The sequence below is a fragment of the Sphingobacterium lumbrici genome, assembly GCF_006476045.1.
GTDB classification, from domain to species: Bacteria; Bacteroidota; Bacteroidia; order Sphingobacteriales; family Sphingobacteriaceae; genus Sphingobacterium; species Sphingobacterium lumbrici.
The window spans coordinates 602142-620382 of record NZ_SRZY01000011.1; the positions used below are offsets into that span (position 1 = coordinate 602142).

At 37.8% G+C, this 18241-nt stretch carries 14 protein-coding genes; 7 read left to right on the top strand and 7 right to left on the bottom strand.

The window, feature by feature from the left end; all coding sequences use genetic code 11:
• Position 1 precedes the first annotated feature (1 nt).
• Both uxuA and E4F24_RS04865 read left to right on the top strand, forming a co-directional pair.
• Entirely contained in the window at positions 2 to 1171 is a 1170-nt protein-coding gene (gene uxuA, locus E4F24_RS04860) for a mannonate dehydratase (RefSeq protein ID WP_140937531.1), read from the top strand.
• A gap of 35 nt (positions 1172 to 1206) precedes the next feature.
• The gene (locus tag E4F24_RS04865) at positions 1207 to 2649 is read left to right on the top strand and encodes an MFS transporter (protein WP_140937532.1); all 1443 of its coding nucleotides are present in this window, start codon (positions 1207 to 1209) and stop codon (positions 2647 to 2649) included.
• 2 nt (positions 2650 to 2651) lie between these two features.
• Here E4F24_RS04865 and E4F24_RS04870 read toward each other — a convergent pair whose 3' ends face one another.
• Genes E4F24_RS04870 through E4F24_RS04880 form a run of 3 tightly spaced genes read right to left on the bottom strand, consistent with a single transcriptional unit; the run spans position 2652 to position 6972 of the window.
• A complete protein-coding gene (locus E4F24_RS04870; RefSeq protein WP_140937533.1) occupies positions 2652 to 3695 on the bottom strand; it encodes a LacI family DNA-binding transcriptional regulator in 1044 nt (347 codons plus the stop codon).
• Between the two features lie 58 nt (positions 3696 to 3753).
• A complete protein-coding gene (locus tag E4F24_RS04875) occupies positions 3754 to 4398 on the bottom strand; it encodes an outer membrane lipoprotein periplasmic chaperone LolA1 (protein WP_140937534.1) in 645 nt (214 codons plus the stop codon).
• Positions 4399 to 4401: 3 nt separating this feature from the next.
• Positions 4402 to 6972, bottom strand: coding sequence for an FtsK/SpoIIIE family DNA translocase (locus tag E4F24_RS04880; protein ID WP_140937535.1), 2571 nt, complete (start codon positions 6970 to 6972; stop codon positions 4402 to 4404).
• Positions 6973 to 7221: 249 nt separating this feature from the next.
• Here E4F24_RS04880 and E4F24_RS04885 point away from each other — a divergent pair, with 249 nt between their 5' ends.
• Positions 7222 to 7833, top strand: coding sequence for a DUF4397 domain-containing protein (locus tag E4F24_RS04885; protein WP_181182365.1), 612 nt, complete (start codon positions 7222 to 7224; stop codon positions 7831 to 7833).
• A 34-nt stretch (positions 7834 to 7867) separates the two neighbouring features.
• On the opposite strand, the gene tyrS is transcribed toward E4F24_RS04885, so the two are convergent.
• Positions 7868 to 9151: a tyrosine--tRNA ligase gene (tyrS, locus tag E4F24_RS04890; protein WP_140937537.1), complete on the bottom strand. Its 1284-nt coding sequence runs from the start codon at positions 9149 to 9151 to the stop codon at positions 7868 to 7870.
• An 89-nt stretch (positions 9152 to 9240) separates the two neighbouring features.
• Between tyrS and E4F24_RS04895 the strand changes: the two genes are divergently transcribed.
• Entirely contained in the window at positions 9241 to 9915 is a 675-nt protein-coding gene (locus E4F24_RS04895) for a hypothetical protein (RefSeq protein ID WP_140937538.1), read from the top strand.
• A 48-nt stretch (positions 9916 to 9963) separates the two neighbouring features.
• Positions 9964 to 11652, top strand: a complete 1689-nt coding sequence (locus E4F24_RS04900; RefSeq protein ID WP_140937539.1) for an amino acid permease — start codon at positions 9964 to 9966, stop codon at positions 11650 to 11652.
• 19 nt (positions 11653 to 11671) lie between these two features.
• On the opposite strand, the gene E4F24_RS04905 is transcribed toward E4F24_RS04900, so the two are convergent.
• Complete coding sequence (locus E4F24_RS04905) at positions 11672 to 13618, bottom strand: KUP/HAK/KT family potassium transporter (protein ID WP_140937540.1); 1947 nt, start codon at positions 13616 to 13618, stop codon at positions 11672 to 11674.
• 216 nt (positions 13619 to 13834) lie between these two features.
• Between E4F24_RS04905 and E4F24_RS04910 the strand changes: the two genes are divergently transcribed.
• Positions 13835 to 14257, top strand: a complete 423-nt coding sequence (locus tag E4F24_RS04910) for a T9SS type A sorting domain-containing protein (protein ID WP_140937541.1) — start codon at positions 13835 to 13837, stop codon at positions 14255 to 14257.
• Between the two features lie 65 nt (positions 14258 to 14322).
• On the opposite strand, the gene ispG is transcribed toward E4F24_RS04910, so the two are convergent.
• Together ispG and E4F24_RS04920 are read right to left on the bottom strand one after the other, a co-directional pair.
• Positions 14323 to 16323 carry a (E)-4-hydroxy-3-methylbut-2-enyl-diphosphate synthase gene (ispG, locus tag E4F24_RS04915; RefSeq protein ID WP_140937542.1) on the bottom strand — a complete coding sequence of 667 codons (2001 nt, stop codon included), beginning with the start codon at positions 16321 to 16323 and terminating at the stop codon, positions 14323 to 14325.
• A gap of 28 nt (positions 16324 to 16351) precedes the next feature.
• Positions 16352 to 17269: a LiaI-LiaF-like domain-containing protein gene (locus tag E4F24_RS04920; RefSeq protein ID WP_140937543.1), complete on the bottom strand. Its 918-nt coding sequence runs from the start codon at positions 17267 to 17269 to the stop codon at positions 16352 to 16354.
• Positions 17270 to 17490: 221 nt separating this feature from the next.
• Between E4F24_RS04920 and E4F24_RS04925 the strand changes: the two genes are divergently transcribed.
• Positions 17491 to 18225 carry an MlaE family ABC transporter permease gene (locus tag E4F24_RS04925; RefSeq protein WP_140937544.1) on the top strand — a complete coding sequence of 245 codons (735 nt, stop codon included), beginning with the start codon at positions 17491 to 17493 and terminating at the stop codon, positions 18223 to 18225.
• Positions 18226 to 18241: the final 16 nt, after the last annotated feature.

Below are 18241 nucleotides of genomic sequence, written 5' to 3' on the forward strand. Positions count from 1 at the left end.
AATGAGAAATAGATTTGAACAAACTTGGAGATGGTATGGGCCTAATGATTCGGTCAGTCTACAAGATGTAAAACAAGCCGGAGCCACGGGGATTGTTACCGCATTACACCATATAGCCCACGGAGATGTTTGGCCTTTAGAAGATATACAAGAACGCAAAAGGATCATCGAAGAATCAGGATTGAAATGGTCCGTAGTTGAAAGTGTTCCGGTACACGAAGCTATCAAAACCAGAAGAAGTGACGCCGCACAGTATATCGAAAATTATAAACAATCCTTACGTAATCTTGCATCGTGTGGCATACACATCGTAACATATAATTTCATGCCTGTCCTTGACTGGACAAGGACGAAGCTAGATCTGGAACTAGAGAATGGTGCAAAAGCGCTTTATTTTAATTGGACTGACTTGGCAGCATTTGATCTTTTTGTGTTGAAAAGAGAGCAGGCAGAAAAAGATTATCCTCAAGAAATAGTTACAGCGGCAAAAAAACGTTTCGACGGATTTACCCCGGCTGATATTGAAGACTTGAATAGAGTTATCCTGATGGGAATTCCAAGCGAGAAGGATATAAGTTTAGAAGATCTGCACACAAGTCTTGAAATATATAAAGAGATTGGATTCGAGGGGTTACTTAATAATCTTCTTTGGTTTTTGAATGAAATCGCTGAGGTATGTGAGGAAAGCAATATCAAGATGGCTCTCCACCCGGACGATCCTCCTTATCCGATATTAGGGTTACCTAGAATAGCTTCTAATCAACAAGATTACCTCAATATTATTAACGGATTAGATAAAGATTTTAATGGCGTTTGTTTTTGTACAGGCTCATTAGGAGCAGGGGTAAATAATAATATTCCTGAGATTGCAGAGGCATTAAAGCACCGTGTACATTTTGCACATTTCCGTAACGTGAAGAAAGATGAACAGGGTAATTTCTATGAAGCCGATCATTTGGATGGCGATGTAGATATGGCAGCTGTGTTACGAATCTTTATAGCCGAGAATCAGCGAAGAGAGCAACCTATTCCATTTAGGCCTGATCATGGTCATCAAATGTTGGATGATTTGAAAAAGGTAACGAATCCCGGATATTCAGCAATCGGCCGATTAAAGGGGTTGGCTGAAATTCGCGGACTGGAATTAGGATTAATTAGTGCAAAACCTTAACTTTAAAATTTACTAAACCTTGTTATATAAACTTTATGAAGTCTAATTCAATGAGCAAGTACAGGTGGTCAATTTGCGCCTTACTTTTTTTTGCTACTACTATTAACTATTTAGATCGACAAGTACTATCCTTAACCTGGAAAGATTTTATCGCTCCGGAATTTCATTGGACAAACAATGATTATGGTAATATCACCGCTTTGTTTTCTATTTTTTATGCTGTAAGCATGCTTTTTGCTGGTCGATTCGTCGATTGGATGGATACAAAGAAGGGATTCTTATGGGCAATAGGCGTGTGGTCGATAGGAGCTGTCCTACATGCTTTTTGTGGGATTGCAACGTCGGGTATTATTACTGGAGAGTGGTTTGTAGGATTTGAGGGAGCAAAAGAGGCTATTGGCCGGGTACATGATGTTGGTCGAATAATTAATGTGAGTGTGGTTCTGTTTATTTTTGCACGTTTAATTCTAGCAATTGGTGAGGCTGGTAACTTTCCAGCCGCTATTAAAGCTACTGCAGAATATTTTCCTAAAAAGGATAGAGCATATTCTACAAGCATATTCAATGCGGGAGCGACTGTAGGGGCTTTAGTTGCTCCTTTGAGTATCCCACTGATTGCGAAATTATGGGGATGGGAAATGTCCTTTATTATAATTGGTGCATTGGGTTTTGTGTGGATGGGTTTCTGGGTTTTCATGTATGATAAGCCCGAAGGTAATCCTAAAGTAAACGAGGAGGAGCTAAACTATATTCAACAAGATAATACATTAGAAGAAAATGCAGATTTAAATGCTAGGAAGAAAATGGAGAAGGTCTCGATTTTATCCTGTTTGAAATATAGACAAACATGGGCCTTCGCTTTCGGTAAATTTATGACAGATGGTGTGTGGTGGTTCTTCCTGTTTTGGATGCCGGCCTATTTGAGTTCTGTATATGATATTAAATCTTCTGATTTTGAAGGTCAGCTTGCAGTTTTTGTACTCTATGCAATTACGCTATTGTCTATCATCGGTGGTTGGTTACCAAGCTATTTCGTAGATAAATTGGGGATGAATCCTTATGCAGGGCGCATGAAAGCAATGTTAATTTTTGCCTTTCTTCCGCTCGTGGTGATGTTGGCTCAGCCTTTAGGATATCTGAGTTACTGGTTCCCTGTGGTCTTAATTGGTATAGGAGGTGCAGCGCATCAAGCATGGTCTGCGAATATCTTCTCTACAGTAGGTGATATGTTTCCTAAGAAAGCAATTGCTACCGTAACCGGGATTGGCGGACTTGCCGGAGGTGTTGGAGCCTTTATAATCAACAAGTCGTCAGGTGTGCTTTTTGACTTTGCAGGACGCACTAATATGCAGTTTATGGGTTTTCAGGGTGAAGAAGCAGGATATTTTATTATATTCTCAATCTGTGGGGTAGCCTATCTGATAGCGTGGACAGTAATGAAAACTTTAGTGCCCAAGATGAAATTAGTACAGATGTAGGTCTAAGAATCTATATCTGTTGATTTTCGAAGTTGAATAGATGAATCAAGTTTAAATTCTTGGAAATCTATTTGACTTCGATTTTTTTTTGTAGTTATGAGTTTAATAAGCATTTCGACCGATAGGGCTGCAATTTCTGCTGTAGGTTGTCTGATCGTCGATAATGCAGGATTAAGACTGTTTGCTATTTCTGTATTTGCAAATCCTATTACGGCTAATTCACTAGGTACTTGAATTTCTAAATCTGCCAATATTCCCAATACACGGGTCGTCAAAGTATCGGTAGTGCCAAAAATAGCATCTGGTGCAGTGGATGGATCCTCCATTAACGCGGCTATTTTTTCCTTCAGATCGTGGTCAAACTCTTCAAAGCTATTATTATAATTACAATACACGATATAATCCTGATTTACTTCAATGCCATTTCTCTTAAGTGCTACTTCGTAGCCGGCAAGCCTTTGCTTTGTAACACCGATGTTTTTTCCACAAAGAATGACGATTTTTCTTCGCCCTATTTTTATTAATTCGGCTGTAGCATCCAACCCGCTTTGAAAATTATTAACACCTATTTTGTAAGTATTGAGATCGTAATTGATTCGATCAAATATAATAACAGGGCAGGTACTTTCATGGATCTTTTTTAATAACTCTATGTTAGATGTCTCATGGGCGGGAGAAATAATGATACCATCGATCCCTTGATTTAAAAGTGTTTGTATTGCTTTTGTCTCTATTTCTTCAGAATCTTTGCTCTGCATAATGATTAAGTTGAAATTATGCAGGCTAGCGTAATTGTGCAGACTCTCAATTACCTGACCATGGAAAGGGTTACCAATAGAGGGGAGTATTACACCAATACTATTAGATCTGCCCAGTTTCAAGTATTTGGCCAAAGGATTTGGTTGATAGTTACGTTCTTTTGCAAATTTCTTTACGATTTCCTTCGTCGCATCGCTTATTTCATGGCTGTCGTTTAAAGCTTTGGATACTGTAGATACAGACATGTTCAAAACTTTAGCCAATTCCTTAAGTGTTACCTTGCTCATTCTTCAAAATCTAATTTCTTAACGATACCAAAACACAACTTAATTTAGATTGAGTTAATTACCTCAGGTCTACGACTTCGAAATTCGGATAGTTCTTCTTATTGAATACAAATTGTGAACTTGGGATTTGATGATTGACATACAATTTCCGGATCGTATAAGTGTATTTAGAACCCGATTTGTCATAAATACTGACATCATGGATATGCTTGTTTGTATTTATACGTATCTTAATTTTGAAATAGTTCTTTTTTGTATCCAGAGGAGCCATTTCAATTACGGATAATGTACTTGATCCGATTTTTTCATCAGATAACCCTATGTATTTGAAGCCGGTTCTATAAAAAGTAAAAAGATTATTTGGGCCGATAGCATCTGTGCTATTATCTGCATCGGTTATTTGAACTTCTTTTTCTTCTTTTAAGATTGTCCATACTGACTGACCGTCCGAAATAAGTTGTTGATCTTTAAGTTGGATCTGATATTGATTTTTAACCTTGTTCAGGTATAAAGTGCCTTGATCCGAATAAGACTCGTTTTCAGCATCAGTAGCTACGAATCCGAAGTCAGCTTGCGCAGTTTTATAGCTGTCATATTTCTTTGCCACTTCATCCAATATTTTCTTTGCACCGGTATCTGACTGCGCATTCGTAACAAGAGTCGCAAAACCAAGTAATAATGTTAAAATGTAATTTTTTTTCATTATCTAATTTTGATTTCTTAGTGTTTCTAAATATTGCTCTAAGGAATATTCATCCGGATAAAGCACTTCTCTGGCTTTACTTCCTTCAAATGGGCCTACGATTCCGGCAGACTCCAATTGATCGATGATGCGTCCTGCTCTATTGTATCCCAACTTCAGCTTACGCTGAATTAAAGACGTAGAGCCTTGTTGATGCATAACGATAAGACGAGCAGCTTCTTCAAAAAGCTGATCTCTATCGGATAGGTCAAAATCCATGGAGCCACTTCCTTCTCCGGATTCATCGACATATTCCGGAAGCATAAAGGCGGAAGGATATCCTCTTTGGCTGCCGATGAAATCAGAGATTCCCTCAACTTCGGGGGTATCTACAAAAGCACATTGGATACGGATTAAATCAGATCCGGTTGATAATAACATATCTCCACGTCCAATAAGCTGATCGGCTCCTCCTGAATCTAGGATCGTTCGTGAGTCGACCTTAGACAATACACGAAAAGCCAAACGTGCAGGAAAGTTGGCTTTAATTGTACCAGTAATAATATTCACTGAGGGGCGTTGTGTTGCAATAACCAAGTGAATACCCACTGCACGAGCCAATTGCGCCAATCGTGCGATTGGAGTTTCAACCTCTTTTCCTGCCGTCATCATCAAATCCGCAAATTCATCAACAATAAGAACTATAAAAGGTAAGAATCGATGCCCCTCTTCAGGGTTTAATCTACGATTGATAAATTTTACATTATATTCTTTTAAATTTCGTACTTGACCATTTTTCAGTAGGTCATAACGCTGATCCATTTCGATGCAAAGGGAGTTAAGCGTATTGATAACCTTTTTTGTGTCGGTAATAATCGCATCCTCCTCTCCCGGAAGTTTAGCCAGAAAATGGCGTTCTATTTTTTTGAAAAGGGATAGTTCCACTTTTTTTGGATCTACCAATACAAATTTTAGTTCCGACGGATGTTTTTTATACAATAGAGAAGTTAAAATTGCATTTATACCAACAGATTTACCTTGCCCGGTAGCTCCCGCTACCAATAAGTGAGGCATCTTGGCCAAATCGGCTATATAGACTTCATTAGAAATGGTCTTTCCTAATGCTATAGGCAGATCCATATCTGTTTTTTGAAACTTTTCTGTTGCTAAGACCGAACGCATGGAAACCATTTCAGGGTTACTATTAGGAACTTCAATACCAATCGTTCCTTTTCCGGGCATCGGAGCAATAATACGAATTCCTAAAGCAGCCAGACTCAAAGCGATATCGTCTTCCAGATTTTTTATCTTTGAAATACGGACTCCTGGTTTTGGGATTATTTCGTATAATGTCACTGTTGGGCCGATAGTGGCTTTAATGTGTTCAATTTCAATGCTGTAGTTTCGTAATGTGTCTACAATTTTATTTTTATTCGCTTCTAATTCGTATTGGTTGATTGTTATTTTACCGCTTCCATATTCTTTTAATAATTCAAGAGTTGGGTATTGGTAGCCTGAAAGATCAAGTTTTGGGTCGTACTCCCCAAATTCGGCTACAAGGTCATTTGCTGTTATCGCTTTTTCTTCTTTTACTTCGGCAACACTCAAAACAGGTTCGTCCGGTTGATTTGGAGTCTCAATTTCTAAAGGAGTGTCTACCGACAGTTCGATCTCTTGGCGATCTGTATCCGTACTCTTAGTTTTGTTTTGGGCAAATGACGGTTTGGTGTCGAAATGTGTGCTATTTGTAATTTCATCGTCATCCAACTCTTCTTCTTCGTAATTATTGTGTTCAAAACTTACATTGGGTGTAATTGCTGTATTGGAAGATGATACGACGGGGGCAGTTTCGTCTCCGTATTTAGAAGCCTTTTTGCTCGTTTTTTCTTTTTGAAATGAAAATTTAAGATCAAAATTATAAATCAAAATCAGGATCGTAAGGTAAGCAAATATCAGTAACCCGGCGACGCCAAATTTTCCGATCTGTGCATTTAACAATTGATTGCTCCAATAGCCGAATTTTCCTTCGAGAATATGAGGTGTCTCTGCAATGTAATCTTGAATAAAACCTAAGGTAACCGACAGGTAAATAATCCCTAAACAGGAATACAGTAGTGTTTTCCAAATAGGAAGTATGGATTTACGGTATATTAACTTATATCCTACTACAAAGAGCATCAAGATAAACAAGAAGGAAGCAATTCCAAACCATTCGTATATAAATTGATTGGATAACAGGGCACCCAGTTTACCTAATTTATTTTGTACAGCGATTGCGTCTATCGTGTCATCTGTTATTTCTTTACTCGTGCTGAATAAGGTGTTCCAACCTCCATTACTGGTTGCGATATAACTTTGATCTTCTTTCCAGGTAAATAAGTATGAAACAAAAGATACCGCAAAAGCAAAAGCTGTTAACAACAGTAGTAAACCAAGTATCTTTAAAACTTTTCGTTGACCTTCTGAAAAATCTATATTGTCAAATGATTTAACAAAAGAATCTCTTTTTTTATAGGTGATTTTAGTAGAATCCTTACCTTCTTTGGAATTTCTAGATTGGCTACTATTTTTGAATGTATTTCCTTTATATGCCATGAAAATGTGATAATCTTCCCCATACAAACTTAAAAAAAATAGCTATAAAAGTGCGGTGTTAAAATGTATTTCTATTAACTTGTAGCAATTAGTCGAGTTACAACGTTTTTTGTTCAATATGCAAATAATTATTTCATGAGCTCACCTGCCTTCGGAAAATTGAAACTTATGGTATCTAGGGTATTGTTTTTTTTGTGGGTTATCCTATCTGTGACTTTGTTTGCTTGTAACAAGGCAGATATAGATGAGATGTACGATCACGTAGTTAATCTATCTTCTGTAGCTGTTGTAAATGCAGTGCCTGGATCGATTGGCATGGATGTCTTTGTGCATCAACATCGAATGAATAATACGTCTGAAAAATTAATTTTTGGAGAGTATTTTCCGTATAGAAATACATATTCGGGGGAGGTAGAATTTTCGTTAACCAGTTATTTCGGGGCTAAACAAGAGACCTATAAAGAGAAGCTGACATTTCAACCGAATAAGATCTATAGTGTATTTGTTTATAGAGAGGGTAGCTTGAAGCTGTTACAATCTGAAGATAATATATTGTTGCCGACTAAAGGCCAGGCAAAATTCCGTGTCGTCCATCTAGGTGGAAATGTATCGTCTTTGAAGATTTCTTCATCTGAGAAGGAGGTTAATTTTCAGAGCGTTAAATATAAAGATGTGTCATCCTTTATCAATATAGCTATTAATAAAAGATATAATTTTGAAATTACAGACGGCAATGCGGACGTTAAACTAGAACTGAATTTTGAACCGCAAAATCAAGGAATCTACACCTTGTTAATTAAAGGGGAAAAAAAAGGCGGTGTTGGAGAAATGGGGATAGATGCCAATATTATAAAACATTAAAGGGTGCACCTACCGTGGGGCACCCTTTAATGTTTTATTCAGCTATGATTAAGAAGTAATTCTTTTTCCCTTTTTGAACGATTAGGTATCTACTGCTTATTAAGTTCGACGATGTAACGATCTGATCGATGTCATCTAACTTTTCTTTATTCAAGGATACTCCTCCACCTTGTAGCATTTTCCGAGCTTCACCTTTAGAAGGAAATACATGGGTGTCGTTGGCTAATAAATCAAGGATATTGATTCCCTTTTCTAAATCAGCCTTATTTACGGTGTATTGAGGAACACCTTCAAACACCTCTAAGACATTTTCATAATCTAAATGATCTAAAAACTCTAACGAACCATTTCCAAATAAAAATTCAGTAGTTTTTAATGCTGTTTCGTAATCTTTTTCAGAATGCGTGCGGATTGTTATATCTTTTGCTAACGCCTTTTGAACCGTTCTTGTGTGAGGAGCCAGATCATGTTCTGCTATGATACGATCAATCTCTTCTTTTGACTTTAATGTGAAGATTTTAATCCAGTTTTTAGCGTCATCATCTGAGGTGTTCAACCAAAATTGGTAGTATTTAAATGGAGAAGTTTTTTTAGGATCTAACCACACAGCTCCAGATTCTGTTTTGCCGAATTTTTGTCCGTCTGCTTTTTTTATCAGTTGTGTAGTAATAGCATAGGCTGTTCCCTGATCTTGACGTCTGATCATTTCACTTCCGGTCACAATATTTCCCCATTGATCCGATCCTCCCATCTGCACTTTACAATTGTGGTGTTTCCACAAATAATAAAAGTCATATCCCTGAATCAATTGATAAGTAAATTCCGTAAAAGATAGGCCATTATCTCCTTCCAGACGCTTCTTTACAGAATCTTTCGCCATCATGTAATTGACAGTGATTAATTTCCCGACATCACGAATAAATGCGAGAAAGCTGAAGTCCTTAAACCAATCGTAATTGTTGACCATTTTTGCATCATTGTCTCCTTCTCCAAATTCCAGAAATTTAGACAGCTGGTTCTTTAAACAGGTTACATTATATTGTAATGTCTCTTCGTCCAAAAGATTTCTTTCCGCAGATTTAAAAGACGGATCTCCGATCATTCCGGTCGCTCCACCAACTAATGCCACCGGTTTGTGTCCTGCATTTTGGAAGTGAATCAATGTCATGATCTGTGTTAAGTGACCGACATGTAATGAATCCCCCGTTGGATCAAAACCAATATACCCTGCGACTTTCTCTTTATTTAATAATTCTTCTGTACCGGGCATGATGTCTTGAAGCATGCCTCTCCAACGTAATTCTTCTACAAAACTCATGTGAAATGATTTAGAATTTTTTATTAAGATTGCAAATATACAAGATTAAGCCGTATCTTACGATACGTAATATTACATAACTTTGCGCGGTGAATTTTTTATCTCATTTTTATTTTGAACGGTTTGCATCGGATGCTGAAAAAGTACTCGGTGCAATGCTACCCGACTTACTTAAAAATGCAGATAAAAGCTATTCTTTTCAAATTCATAAATACGAAGATCAACTTTACTTTCATCCGAAAAGTATTGCACTATATGAAGGATGGAGCCGACACGTAGCGGTAGATAAATTGTTTCATAGTTCAGATTTTTTCTATACGCATACACATAACCTGCGTAAGCAAATTCAGCATACTGTGCAGGATCTGCCTATCCGAGCTTCTTTTCTTGCTCATATCGGTTTAGAGCTGTTGTTAGATCATTTACTCATTAAGCATAACATCTTAAATGTGAATAGATTATACGAGCATTTAGCTTCAATAGATCGCTCTGTTTTAGCCTTATTTCTAAAGGTGTTGGGCGATGTGGATATTGATCGTTTTTTTTTGTATTATGATGGCTTTATCGCATCGAAGTACATTATGCAATATGATGATATCAATAATATTTCATACGCACTTTTCAATATTTGTCGACGAATCTGGGATTTTGAAGAAAGCGAACAGCATGTCTCTGAATTGACCAATCATTTAAGAAATTATGAGATCAATTATTTGAAACGTTACAAAGAAATCTTTTTAGTAATTCAAGATAAAATAGAATAACTGATGTTATTTTATCATTTTTGTTGACAACAAAAATTTTAATCAATTATGGCAAACAGACTTTTCAGGAAGAAAAGCGTAGAACAAATCTTGTCCGATTCGGAATCTCAGGGGTCGGGTTTAGCAAAAATTTTAGGCGTAAGAGACTTGGTGTCTTTAGGGATTGCTGCTATCGTTGGCGCAGGTATATTCAGTACAATTGGTTTAGCTTCATATAATGGAGGTCCTGCTGTTTCTTTGCTCTTTGTTTTTGTCGCGTTTGCCTGTGTTTTTACTGCATTATCTTATGCGCAATTTGCGAGTACTGTGCCCGTTTCAGGAAGTGCATATACGTATGCTTATGTAGCATTTGGCGAATTGTTTGCATGGATAATTGGATGGGCACTTGTGTTGGAATATGCAGTTTCAAATATGGTAGTCGCGATTTCCTGGTCTCAATATTTTGTTTCGATGTGTGAAGGGTTTGGGGTCCATATCCCTCGGTGGTTGACCATGGCACCGGCCTATGCGTCTGAAGCACATGCTAAAATGTTGGAAGTAGGTGCAGAAAACCTAAGTGGTATCGATAAAATTGGGCTGCAGGCGTTTGAAGCAGCTCCCCGTATAGTGGGTTTTCCCATAATTTTCGATCTGCCTGCCGGATTGATTACCGTTTTTGTGACTTGGCTGGTTTATATTGGAATTAAAGAATCCAGACGTGCCAGCAATATTATGGTTGTCATTAAGATAGGCGTTATTCTCGCTGTTATTTTTGGCGGGTTATTTTTTGTAAAGCCCGAAAACTGGACACCTTTTGCGCCGAACGGCATGGGAGGTGTATTAAGTGGTGTCGCGGCGGTATTCTTTGCCTTTATAGGCTTTGATTCCATTTCGACAACAGCGGAAGAATGTAAAAATCCGCAGCGTGATCTGCCCAAAGCTATGATTTACTGTCTTGTAATATGCGCTGTTTTGTATGTTGCCATTACGCTGGTGCTGACGGGGATGGTTAATTATTCTGAGCTAAATGTGAAAGATCCATTGGCCTATGTTTTTCATTACGTAGGATTCGATCAAATGGCGGGCATTATATCGGTTACATCCGTCATAGCCATTACATCTGCATTATTGGTTTTTCAATTAGCGCAACCACGTATTTGGATGACGATGAGCAGAGATGGATTGTTAAGCAAAAAGTTTTCTAAAATACACCCTAAATATAAAACACCTTCCTATGCAACGATTGTCACCGGCTTTGTCGTTGCTGTTCCCGCTTTGTTTATGAAAATGGATTTTTTTGTTGATTTGACAAGTGTAGGGACTTTCTTTGCGTTTATATTGGTATGTGGAGGTGTGTTGTATATGGATCATTCAGGACTTTCCAAAAAATCCAAATTTAAGGTGCCTTATGTTAATGGTAAATATATCGTAGGGATAGGATTTATAATTGGTCTGGTATTACTGTATTTATATGGTCAGGAGGGCTTTTCTGAATGGAGAACATTAGGTACAAAACAAGTAATACTTCACAAGTCGCTCGTGGTCGTATTCTGGGGCACTTGGTTTTTGATGAGCATCTTCAGTTTTAAGTACAATTTCTCTCTCCTGCCTGTTATGGGGATATTAATCAATCTATATTTGATGAGTGAGCTCGGTGCGAGCAATTGGTTGATATTTATCATCTGGCTTATCATTGGGTTGGTCATTTACTTTATGTACGGATACCGTCATTCGAAACTCAATAGCGTGAAAGGATAAAAGAGGGAGCTCCCTTCTTTTATCCTTTCACTCTTTTCAATTGGATATTATCTGTGTTGGGAATGTTGAGCGGCACACGTTCCAGTGTGACAAAGCTGCTATCCAGTCCAAACCCTTTTTCTTCACTCAAACTGAAATGTTTGAGTAATTTGTATATCTCCATGATGATTCTGTTCCCCCAGTTAAGATCTGAGGTTTTACTGAATATTTTTTCGAGTACAACGAAGTTAAAGTCACCGGTAATTTTATATTTATTTAACGTCTTATAATGACTGGTAATGTCAATTTCGCCCTTATTTACCATATCTTCCACCACTTTACGGAAAAGAAGGCTAATGCGCTGTTCTTCTCTAAACCCTAATTTGAAGTCAATTCTAACTAATTTTCCCGGAATTAGCTGTGTAACTACATAGTCTCTTGCATGCGGTGTATCCATTACATCCACATGCACAAGCCAATAGACATCGGCACGTTTTGGTTTTTTATTGATGATCGAGTACATCACTTTTGCTTCTATTTCCTCTTTATTGTTGGCACTTGTCAGGTACACCAATTGAGATGCGAATGTCGGAACGGATATATCATCGCTTAGTTCCGCTATAAGCGGATAATACTGTTTAATGTCGACAAAGCGCACGTATCGGTTTTTGATTTTGCGGGCACCGTACCAACAGAACATGACAATGAAAATAGAAGAAGCCAACAGCAGTGTAAGCCAACCGCCATGTTCTATCTTGATCATGTTTCCTAATAGAAATGTAATTTCGATGGTAAAGAAAACAAGTGCAAATAGAATGATCCAAATTTTATTAATATGCTTTCGAAGCATAAAGAAACACATCAATATCGTAGTGGTGATAAAGGTCAAATTGATCGCTAGACCATACGCGGCTTCCATATTACTGGACTCTCTGAAAACAAAGATAATAAGCATACAACCTGCGAATAAAATTAAGTTGATAGAAGGAACATACAATTGACCTTTTTGATCTGAAGGGTACCGGATGGCTACTTTAGGCCAGATATTAAGTCTTACTGCTTCTGATATGAGTGTGAATGATCCGGAAATCATGGCCTGACTTGCAATTACGGCCGCGACAGTGGCAATCGTTACGCCATAAATGACAAACCAATCAGGCATAATTGCAAAAAATGGATTGGTTTCGCCAATCTGATTACCCTCATGTAGTAGCAACCAAGCCCCCTGACCGAAATAATTTAAGATCAGCGATAGCTTTACAAAGATCCAACTGATACGGATATTTGTCTTTCCACAATGTCCCATATCCGAGTACAAGGCTTCAGCGCCCGTAGTACATAAGAAAATAGCTCCAATTATAAAAAGTGCGTTGGGGTAATTTATTAATGTTTCAATTGCATAATAAGGATTTATGGCTTTCAATACCTGTGGCGCATCATCAATATATCTAAACCCAAGAAAAGCGATCGTTGAAAACCAAATAAACATGAGAGGGCCGAAGATCCTGCCTACGATGGATGTGCCAAATCGCTGAATTAAAAATAATAAAGAAATAATAGCTATCACTACGGGGACGGTTGGGAAGCCGGGGTTTTGAATCGCTAAACCCTCCACGGCAGAAGAAATGGTAATCGCAGGTGTGATCATACCGTCGGCGAGTAGAGTAGAGGCGCCAATGATAGCAGGAATGATCAACCATTTTGCTTTTCTTTTCACCAGTGAATAGAGGGAGAGGATACCCCCTTCTCCTTTATTGTCGGCATTAAGTGTGATAATTACATATTTAACTGTTGTTTGGAGCGTTAATGTCCAAAAAACACAAGATATACTACCAATGACGAGGTTACTATCGATTGTTCCTTTGTTAAATATTGCTTTAAAAACGTAGAGGGGAGAAGTGCCTATATCTCCGAAAATAATACCTAGCGCTATTAACAAACCACCTGCGCTGAGGCGATTTAAGGAATGTTGAGGGTCTGTTGCCATTTTAAATTTTGTGTAAAAATATCGCTTAAAAATTATGCCAATTTAGTGCTAAATATTTGAACAACGTTTATGATTGTTAAAAATTGTTAAAAGTGGTCTTTTTTTTGAGAAATCGTAAAATTATATAGACAATAGACTACTTTTGTATTAGGATTTTCGGATTGAAAATCATAGCTTTGATTAAACCAAATATCTGCTTAATTGTCTTAAACTATAATGAAATTTAGTGTCCACAAAATAGTAAAATTAGGAGTTTTCAATATATTGCTATTGATCTCTGTTACTACAGCATCTGCTCGTGGAGCTAGTTTCTATTTCGGTACTTCGCTAATTTCATATCATGCGTTGTCATTTGTTAATGAAGAAGAGCACGAGAAGAATATCAATAATGTCAAAGTGTTTTATAGCCCTGTATCTCAACAAATCAATGTTTCCTTTAAATTAACGAAGCAAGGTACGGTGAGTATTAAATTAATGGATGCGTTGGGAAATGAGGTTTTGAATTTGTTGAACTCTACTTTAGAAAGAGGCAATCAATCTTTTGCTTTCGATACCAATGACAAAATAACACCGGGCTTTTATTTTCTTCGTGTAGTTGCCGGTGGAGAGGCTGTAGTAAAAAGAATGTCTATACGATAAAATTTTATTGGCTAAAATATATAATTTATAAAAGTGGGCGCGTTCTAATTAGGATGCGCCCACTTTTATTCTGCATCGATCCATAGTCCATCATTTTTTATGATGCCTATAAGTTCGTCTAAGGCATTTGCTGAGCTCACGTTTCTTTTTACAACTTCCTTTCCTCTATAAAGCGTTATTTTGTCTGGACCTGCACCTACATAACCATAGTCGGCATCAGCCATTTCTCCGGGGCCATTTACAATACATCCCATGATTCCGATTTTTAAACCCTTCAAATGATTTGTACGGCTCCGTATCATCTGCGTTGTTTCTTGAAGGTCGAATAATGTACGTCCACAACTTGGACAAGATATATACTCCGTTTTAGATATGCGTGAACGCGTCGCTTGCAGTATTCCGAAAGATAAGGAACTTAAATTATTTAATGGTGTAGCAGGAGAGTCAATCCATATACCTGACCCTAAACCATCAATCAAAAGTGCACCGAGATCCGTAGCCGCATATACCTGGATTTTGGAGATAGGTTCTTCAGGATTCATGATATCACCAACAGGACCATTGAATTCGTCCGAAGGATAAGACCGTTTAATAATAACGGGAACATCTAATCCTATCTCCTGTATGTTGGCAAAAAATTGGCGTTGATCCGCCATTCCATGAATATGGTCGGTTTCTAATAAAAAAACAATAGTTTTGTCTATCTGAAGGTTTGCAAATTCGTCAGATGCCAAGCGTGCATTTGATATATAGACGATATTCAGTACCGGATCTTTTTCGGTAGCCCTATTAAATTCATCTAATTGATATATCGGATGAATGTTACTTCTTGATTTTAAACTACTCCAGATTTTATAATCATATAATTGCTTGAGATTACCAGGCATTGTAAAAGATGGGAGCTGATCGGCTAAATAAACAAAATCCACTGATTGCTCTCCCATGTGATACTTGTCCAACAATGCATCATATTTATAACCAACTGCATGAAGGGCAAAAGGATCTTTTAAGTTCTCTTTGGAGATATCCACAATAATACGTGGAACTATTGACCCGCCGACAAAAGTATTTACTTCGGAAGATCGATACACTTTGGTTTCAGCAGACGGAGAAAGATTCAAAATAGGAAGGTGTTCATTTTTGTTCAATGCCGCTGCCCGTTTGGTATATCTGTTTACCAGAGCTATAGCTACGGGAGCTTCTTTTTCAGGCTCTTCTGTTAAAGAAACACGTACGGTATCTCCCAGTCCATCCTCCAGCAAAGTTCCAATCCCTACAGCAGATTTTATACGGCCATCCTCACCATCACCTGCTTCCGTTACACCAAGGTGGAGTGGATAATTCATATTTTCTATAACCATTTTTTCCACAAGGAGTCGGTAGGCTTGTACCATTACCTGCGGATTGGATGATTTCATGGATACCACGAGGTTGTAATAGTTTAAATCTTCGCAGATACGTATAAATTCCAATGCAGATTCTACCATGCCTTCAGGAGTATCTCCATATCTGCTCATGATGCGGTCGGAAAGAGAACCATGATTTGTACCTATACGCATGGCTGTACCGTATTCTTTACAAATACGTACTAAGGGAGCAAATTTTTTGTAGATACGATCCAATTCTGCCTGGTAAGCAGCATCTGTATAATCTATTTCATCAAATTTCTTTTTATCAGCATAGTTTCCCGGGTTTATCCTTACTTTTTCTACGATTCTTGCGGCGACTTCCGCTGCATTGGGCGTAAAGTGTATATCGGCTACCAAAGGCACGTTATAGCCTCTGAGACGAAGTTCGTTTTTTATATTGGCCAGGTTTTCAGCTTCTTTAATACTTGGAGCCGTGATGCGGACATATTCGCACCCTGCATCTACCATCTTGATGACCTGTTCTACCGACCCCATGGTGTTCATGGTGTCTACCGTGGTCATACTTTGTATACGGATAGGATTGTCTCCACCCATAGGGATATTTCCTATAAAAGCCTCTCTTGTTTTATATCTAGAATAGGTGTTTTTAGAATTGCAATATTTTCCGGGTAATATCAATGCGTTTGTTGTCTCCATATTGGAAACAAAGTTAGCTATTTATAACTTAAAACCTATTTATTGAGAGCGAATTGGCTGCTCCCGAAATTTTAATAATATACTTGTTTTGTGCGGTGTCAAAATCTAGCGTTTTATGCCTGTTGTCCTCTTTGATGTCCAAGCCTTTGAATTTTTTACCCGACAAAAAGCTGTCATTTTCGATCATACATGCCGCATTTTTTGGCAGATTGATTTTACAACTAGAAGCAGCCGTATTTATCTCAATGGTAGTAACGCTTAATTGGGGCTGTCCTAATGTTAGGTCTATATTCGTTGCTCCCGAATTAATCGATAAATTTGCCAATTTATAACCCGATAGATCTCCTTTGAAAGAGGATGCCCCCATGTTAAACTCCATGTTCCAAATCGGATTTTTGTTCAGTGCAAAGTGGATGCTGTTACCCGAGGGATTATCCTTTTTTATTTTACTGATAAGTTCAATCTTTTTTAATTTTTCTTCGTCCGTTACCTTAAGCTTAAGTCCCATATTATCATTAGGACTTGAGGCTTTGATAAGTTCTTCGGATGACTGGCTGTCAAGAAAAAGGGAGGTAGCACCGACATTTATTTCAAGGTTGATTTCTTGTATATCATCTGTAAAAGGAAGAGATACGACTTGTTTTAAGCCGAGTGTATCTTTTCTATTTTCGATATTAATATTTCCAAATTTGTTGAAGGAAAATTTTTCTGATGAGGTTAGACCGATGACCATCAAAAATATACATATCGTGACGTTGATAATAGACGTAATAATCGTTCCAAACTTTCTGTTTTGAAGAATCAGGTTTGTCCCAATGGCTATTATGATAAGTGGCCAATATTTAAAAAGAGCGTAAAAATTGAAATTGACTACTCCAAAGTTGTGAAGTAGAATAATAATCCCAAAGAAGATAAACCAAATGCCTGTAGTGATTTTACTGTTCATATCCGATTGTTAAAGATAGCATTTTTAGTTGTTTTATTGACAACAAAAATAGCGCTATATGTACGGTTATTCTATTCGAATTAGGCTATTCGAATCAGATTTTCGGTAAAGAGAATGGTTTTCTCGGTAAGTGAATTAAGGAGGCAAAGGAACAAATCCTCAAAAAATTGGGGTATACTATTATTAAATATGTATTTTAGCATAAACCGTAAAGAAGTTATATGTTTTTTTATCATTTTGGTGAATATTTGCTACTGCTAAAGAAGGTTTTCAAGAAACCGGAGAAGTGGAAAATTTATTGGAAAGAGATCTTACATGAGATGAATGAAATCGGTGTTGGATCTCTTGGCTTGATTGTCATTATATCTACCTTTATCGGAGCCGTAATGACGATGCAGATTGCCTTTCAATTGGTCTCGGATTTAATCCCTAATTCAATTATCGGGCAGATTAACCGTGACTCCAATATTCTGGAACTGGGACCAACGATTTCTGCTTTGGTTCTCATGGGAAAAGTAGGGTCGTCAATTTCTTCCCAAATCGGATCCATGCGGGTCACCGAACAAATTGATGCCTTGGAAATCATGGGAATCAATGCCGCCGGATACCTCATTCTTCCTAAAATAATAGCCGGGGTAGTGATGATGCCTGTTTTAGTTATTATTGCCATTTTTTGTGCCCTGGTAGGTGGGTTGCTTGGTGGTTCATTGACAGGAGCAGTCAGTGCCGGCGACTACATTATTGGAATCAGAGAATCCTTTCAGGGTTTTACAATGGTGGTAGCGATGGTTAAAGCGTTTATTTATGGTTTTATCATTACTTCTGTACCTGCTCACAAGGGGTTTCACGTGCGGGGGGGGGCTTTGGAAGTGGGGCAAGCAGGTACAAGAGCAGTAGTTATAGGGTGCATCACTATCCTTGCAAGTGACTATGTCATTACTGCTTTACTTTTATAAAAGCAGGGTACATTCC

Bases quoted from the DNA above. Each gene is read 5' to 3' on its own strand.
- E4F24_RS04920 (WP_140937543.1), bottom strand. From the start codon at position 17,269: ATGAACAGTAAAATCACTACAGGCATTTGGTTTATCTTCTTTGGGATT.
- E4F24_RS04910 (WP_140937541.1), top strand. From the start codon at position 13,835: ATGAAATTTAGTGTCCACAAAATAGTAAAATTAGGAGTTTTCAATATA.
- ispG (WP_140937542.1), bottom strand. From the start codon at position 16,323: ATGGAGACAACAAACGCATTGATATTACCCGGAAAATATTGCAATTCT.
- E4F24_RS04870 (WP_140937533.1), bottom strand. From the start codon at position 3,695: ATGAGCAAGGTAACACTTAAGGAATTGGCTAAAGTTTTGAACATGTCT.
- uxuA (WP_140937531.1), top strand. From the start codon at position 2: ATGAGAAATAGATTTGAACAAACTTGGAGATGGTATGGGCCTAATGAT.
- tyrS (WP_140937537.1), bottom strand. From the start codon at position 9,151: ATGAGTTTTGTAGAAGAATTACGTTGGAGAGGCATGCTTCAAGACATC.
- E4F24_RS04865 (WP_140937532.1), top strand. From the start codon at position 1,207: ATGAAGTCTAATTCAATGAGCAAGTACAGGTGGTCAATTTGCGCCTTA.
- E4F24_RS04905 (WP_140937540.1), bottom strand. From the start codon at position 13,618: ATGGCAACAGACCCTCAACATTCCTTAAATCGCCTCAGCGCAGGTGGT.
- E4F24_RS04875 (WP_140937534.1), bottom strand. From the start codon at position 4,398: ATGAAAAAAAATTACATTTTAACATTATTACTTGGTTTTGCGACTCTT.
- E4F24_RS04925 (WP_140937544.1), top strand. From the start codon at position 17,491: ATGTTTTTTTATCATTTTGGTGAATATTTGCTACTGCTAAAGAAGGTT.
- E4F24_RS04900 (WP_140937539.1), top strand. From the start codon at position 9,964: ATGGCAAACAGACTTTTCAGGAAGAAAAGCGTAGAACAAATCTTGTCC.
- E4F24_RS04880 (WP_140937535.1), bottom strand. From the start codon at position 6,972: ATGGCATATAAAGGAAATACATTCAAAAATAGTAGCCAATCTAGAAAT.
- E4F24_RS04885 (WP_181182365.1), top strand. From the start codon at position 7,222: ATGTACGATCACGTAGTTAATCTATCTTCTGTAGCTGTTGTAAATGCA.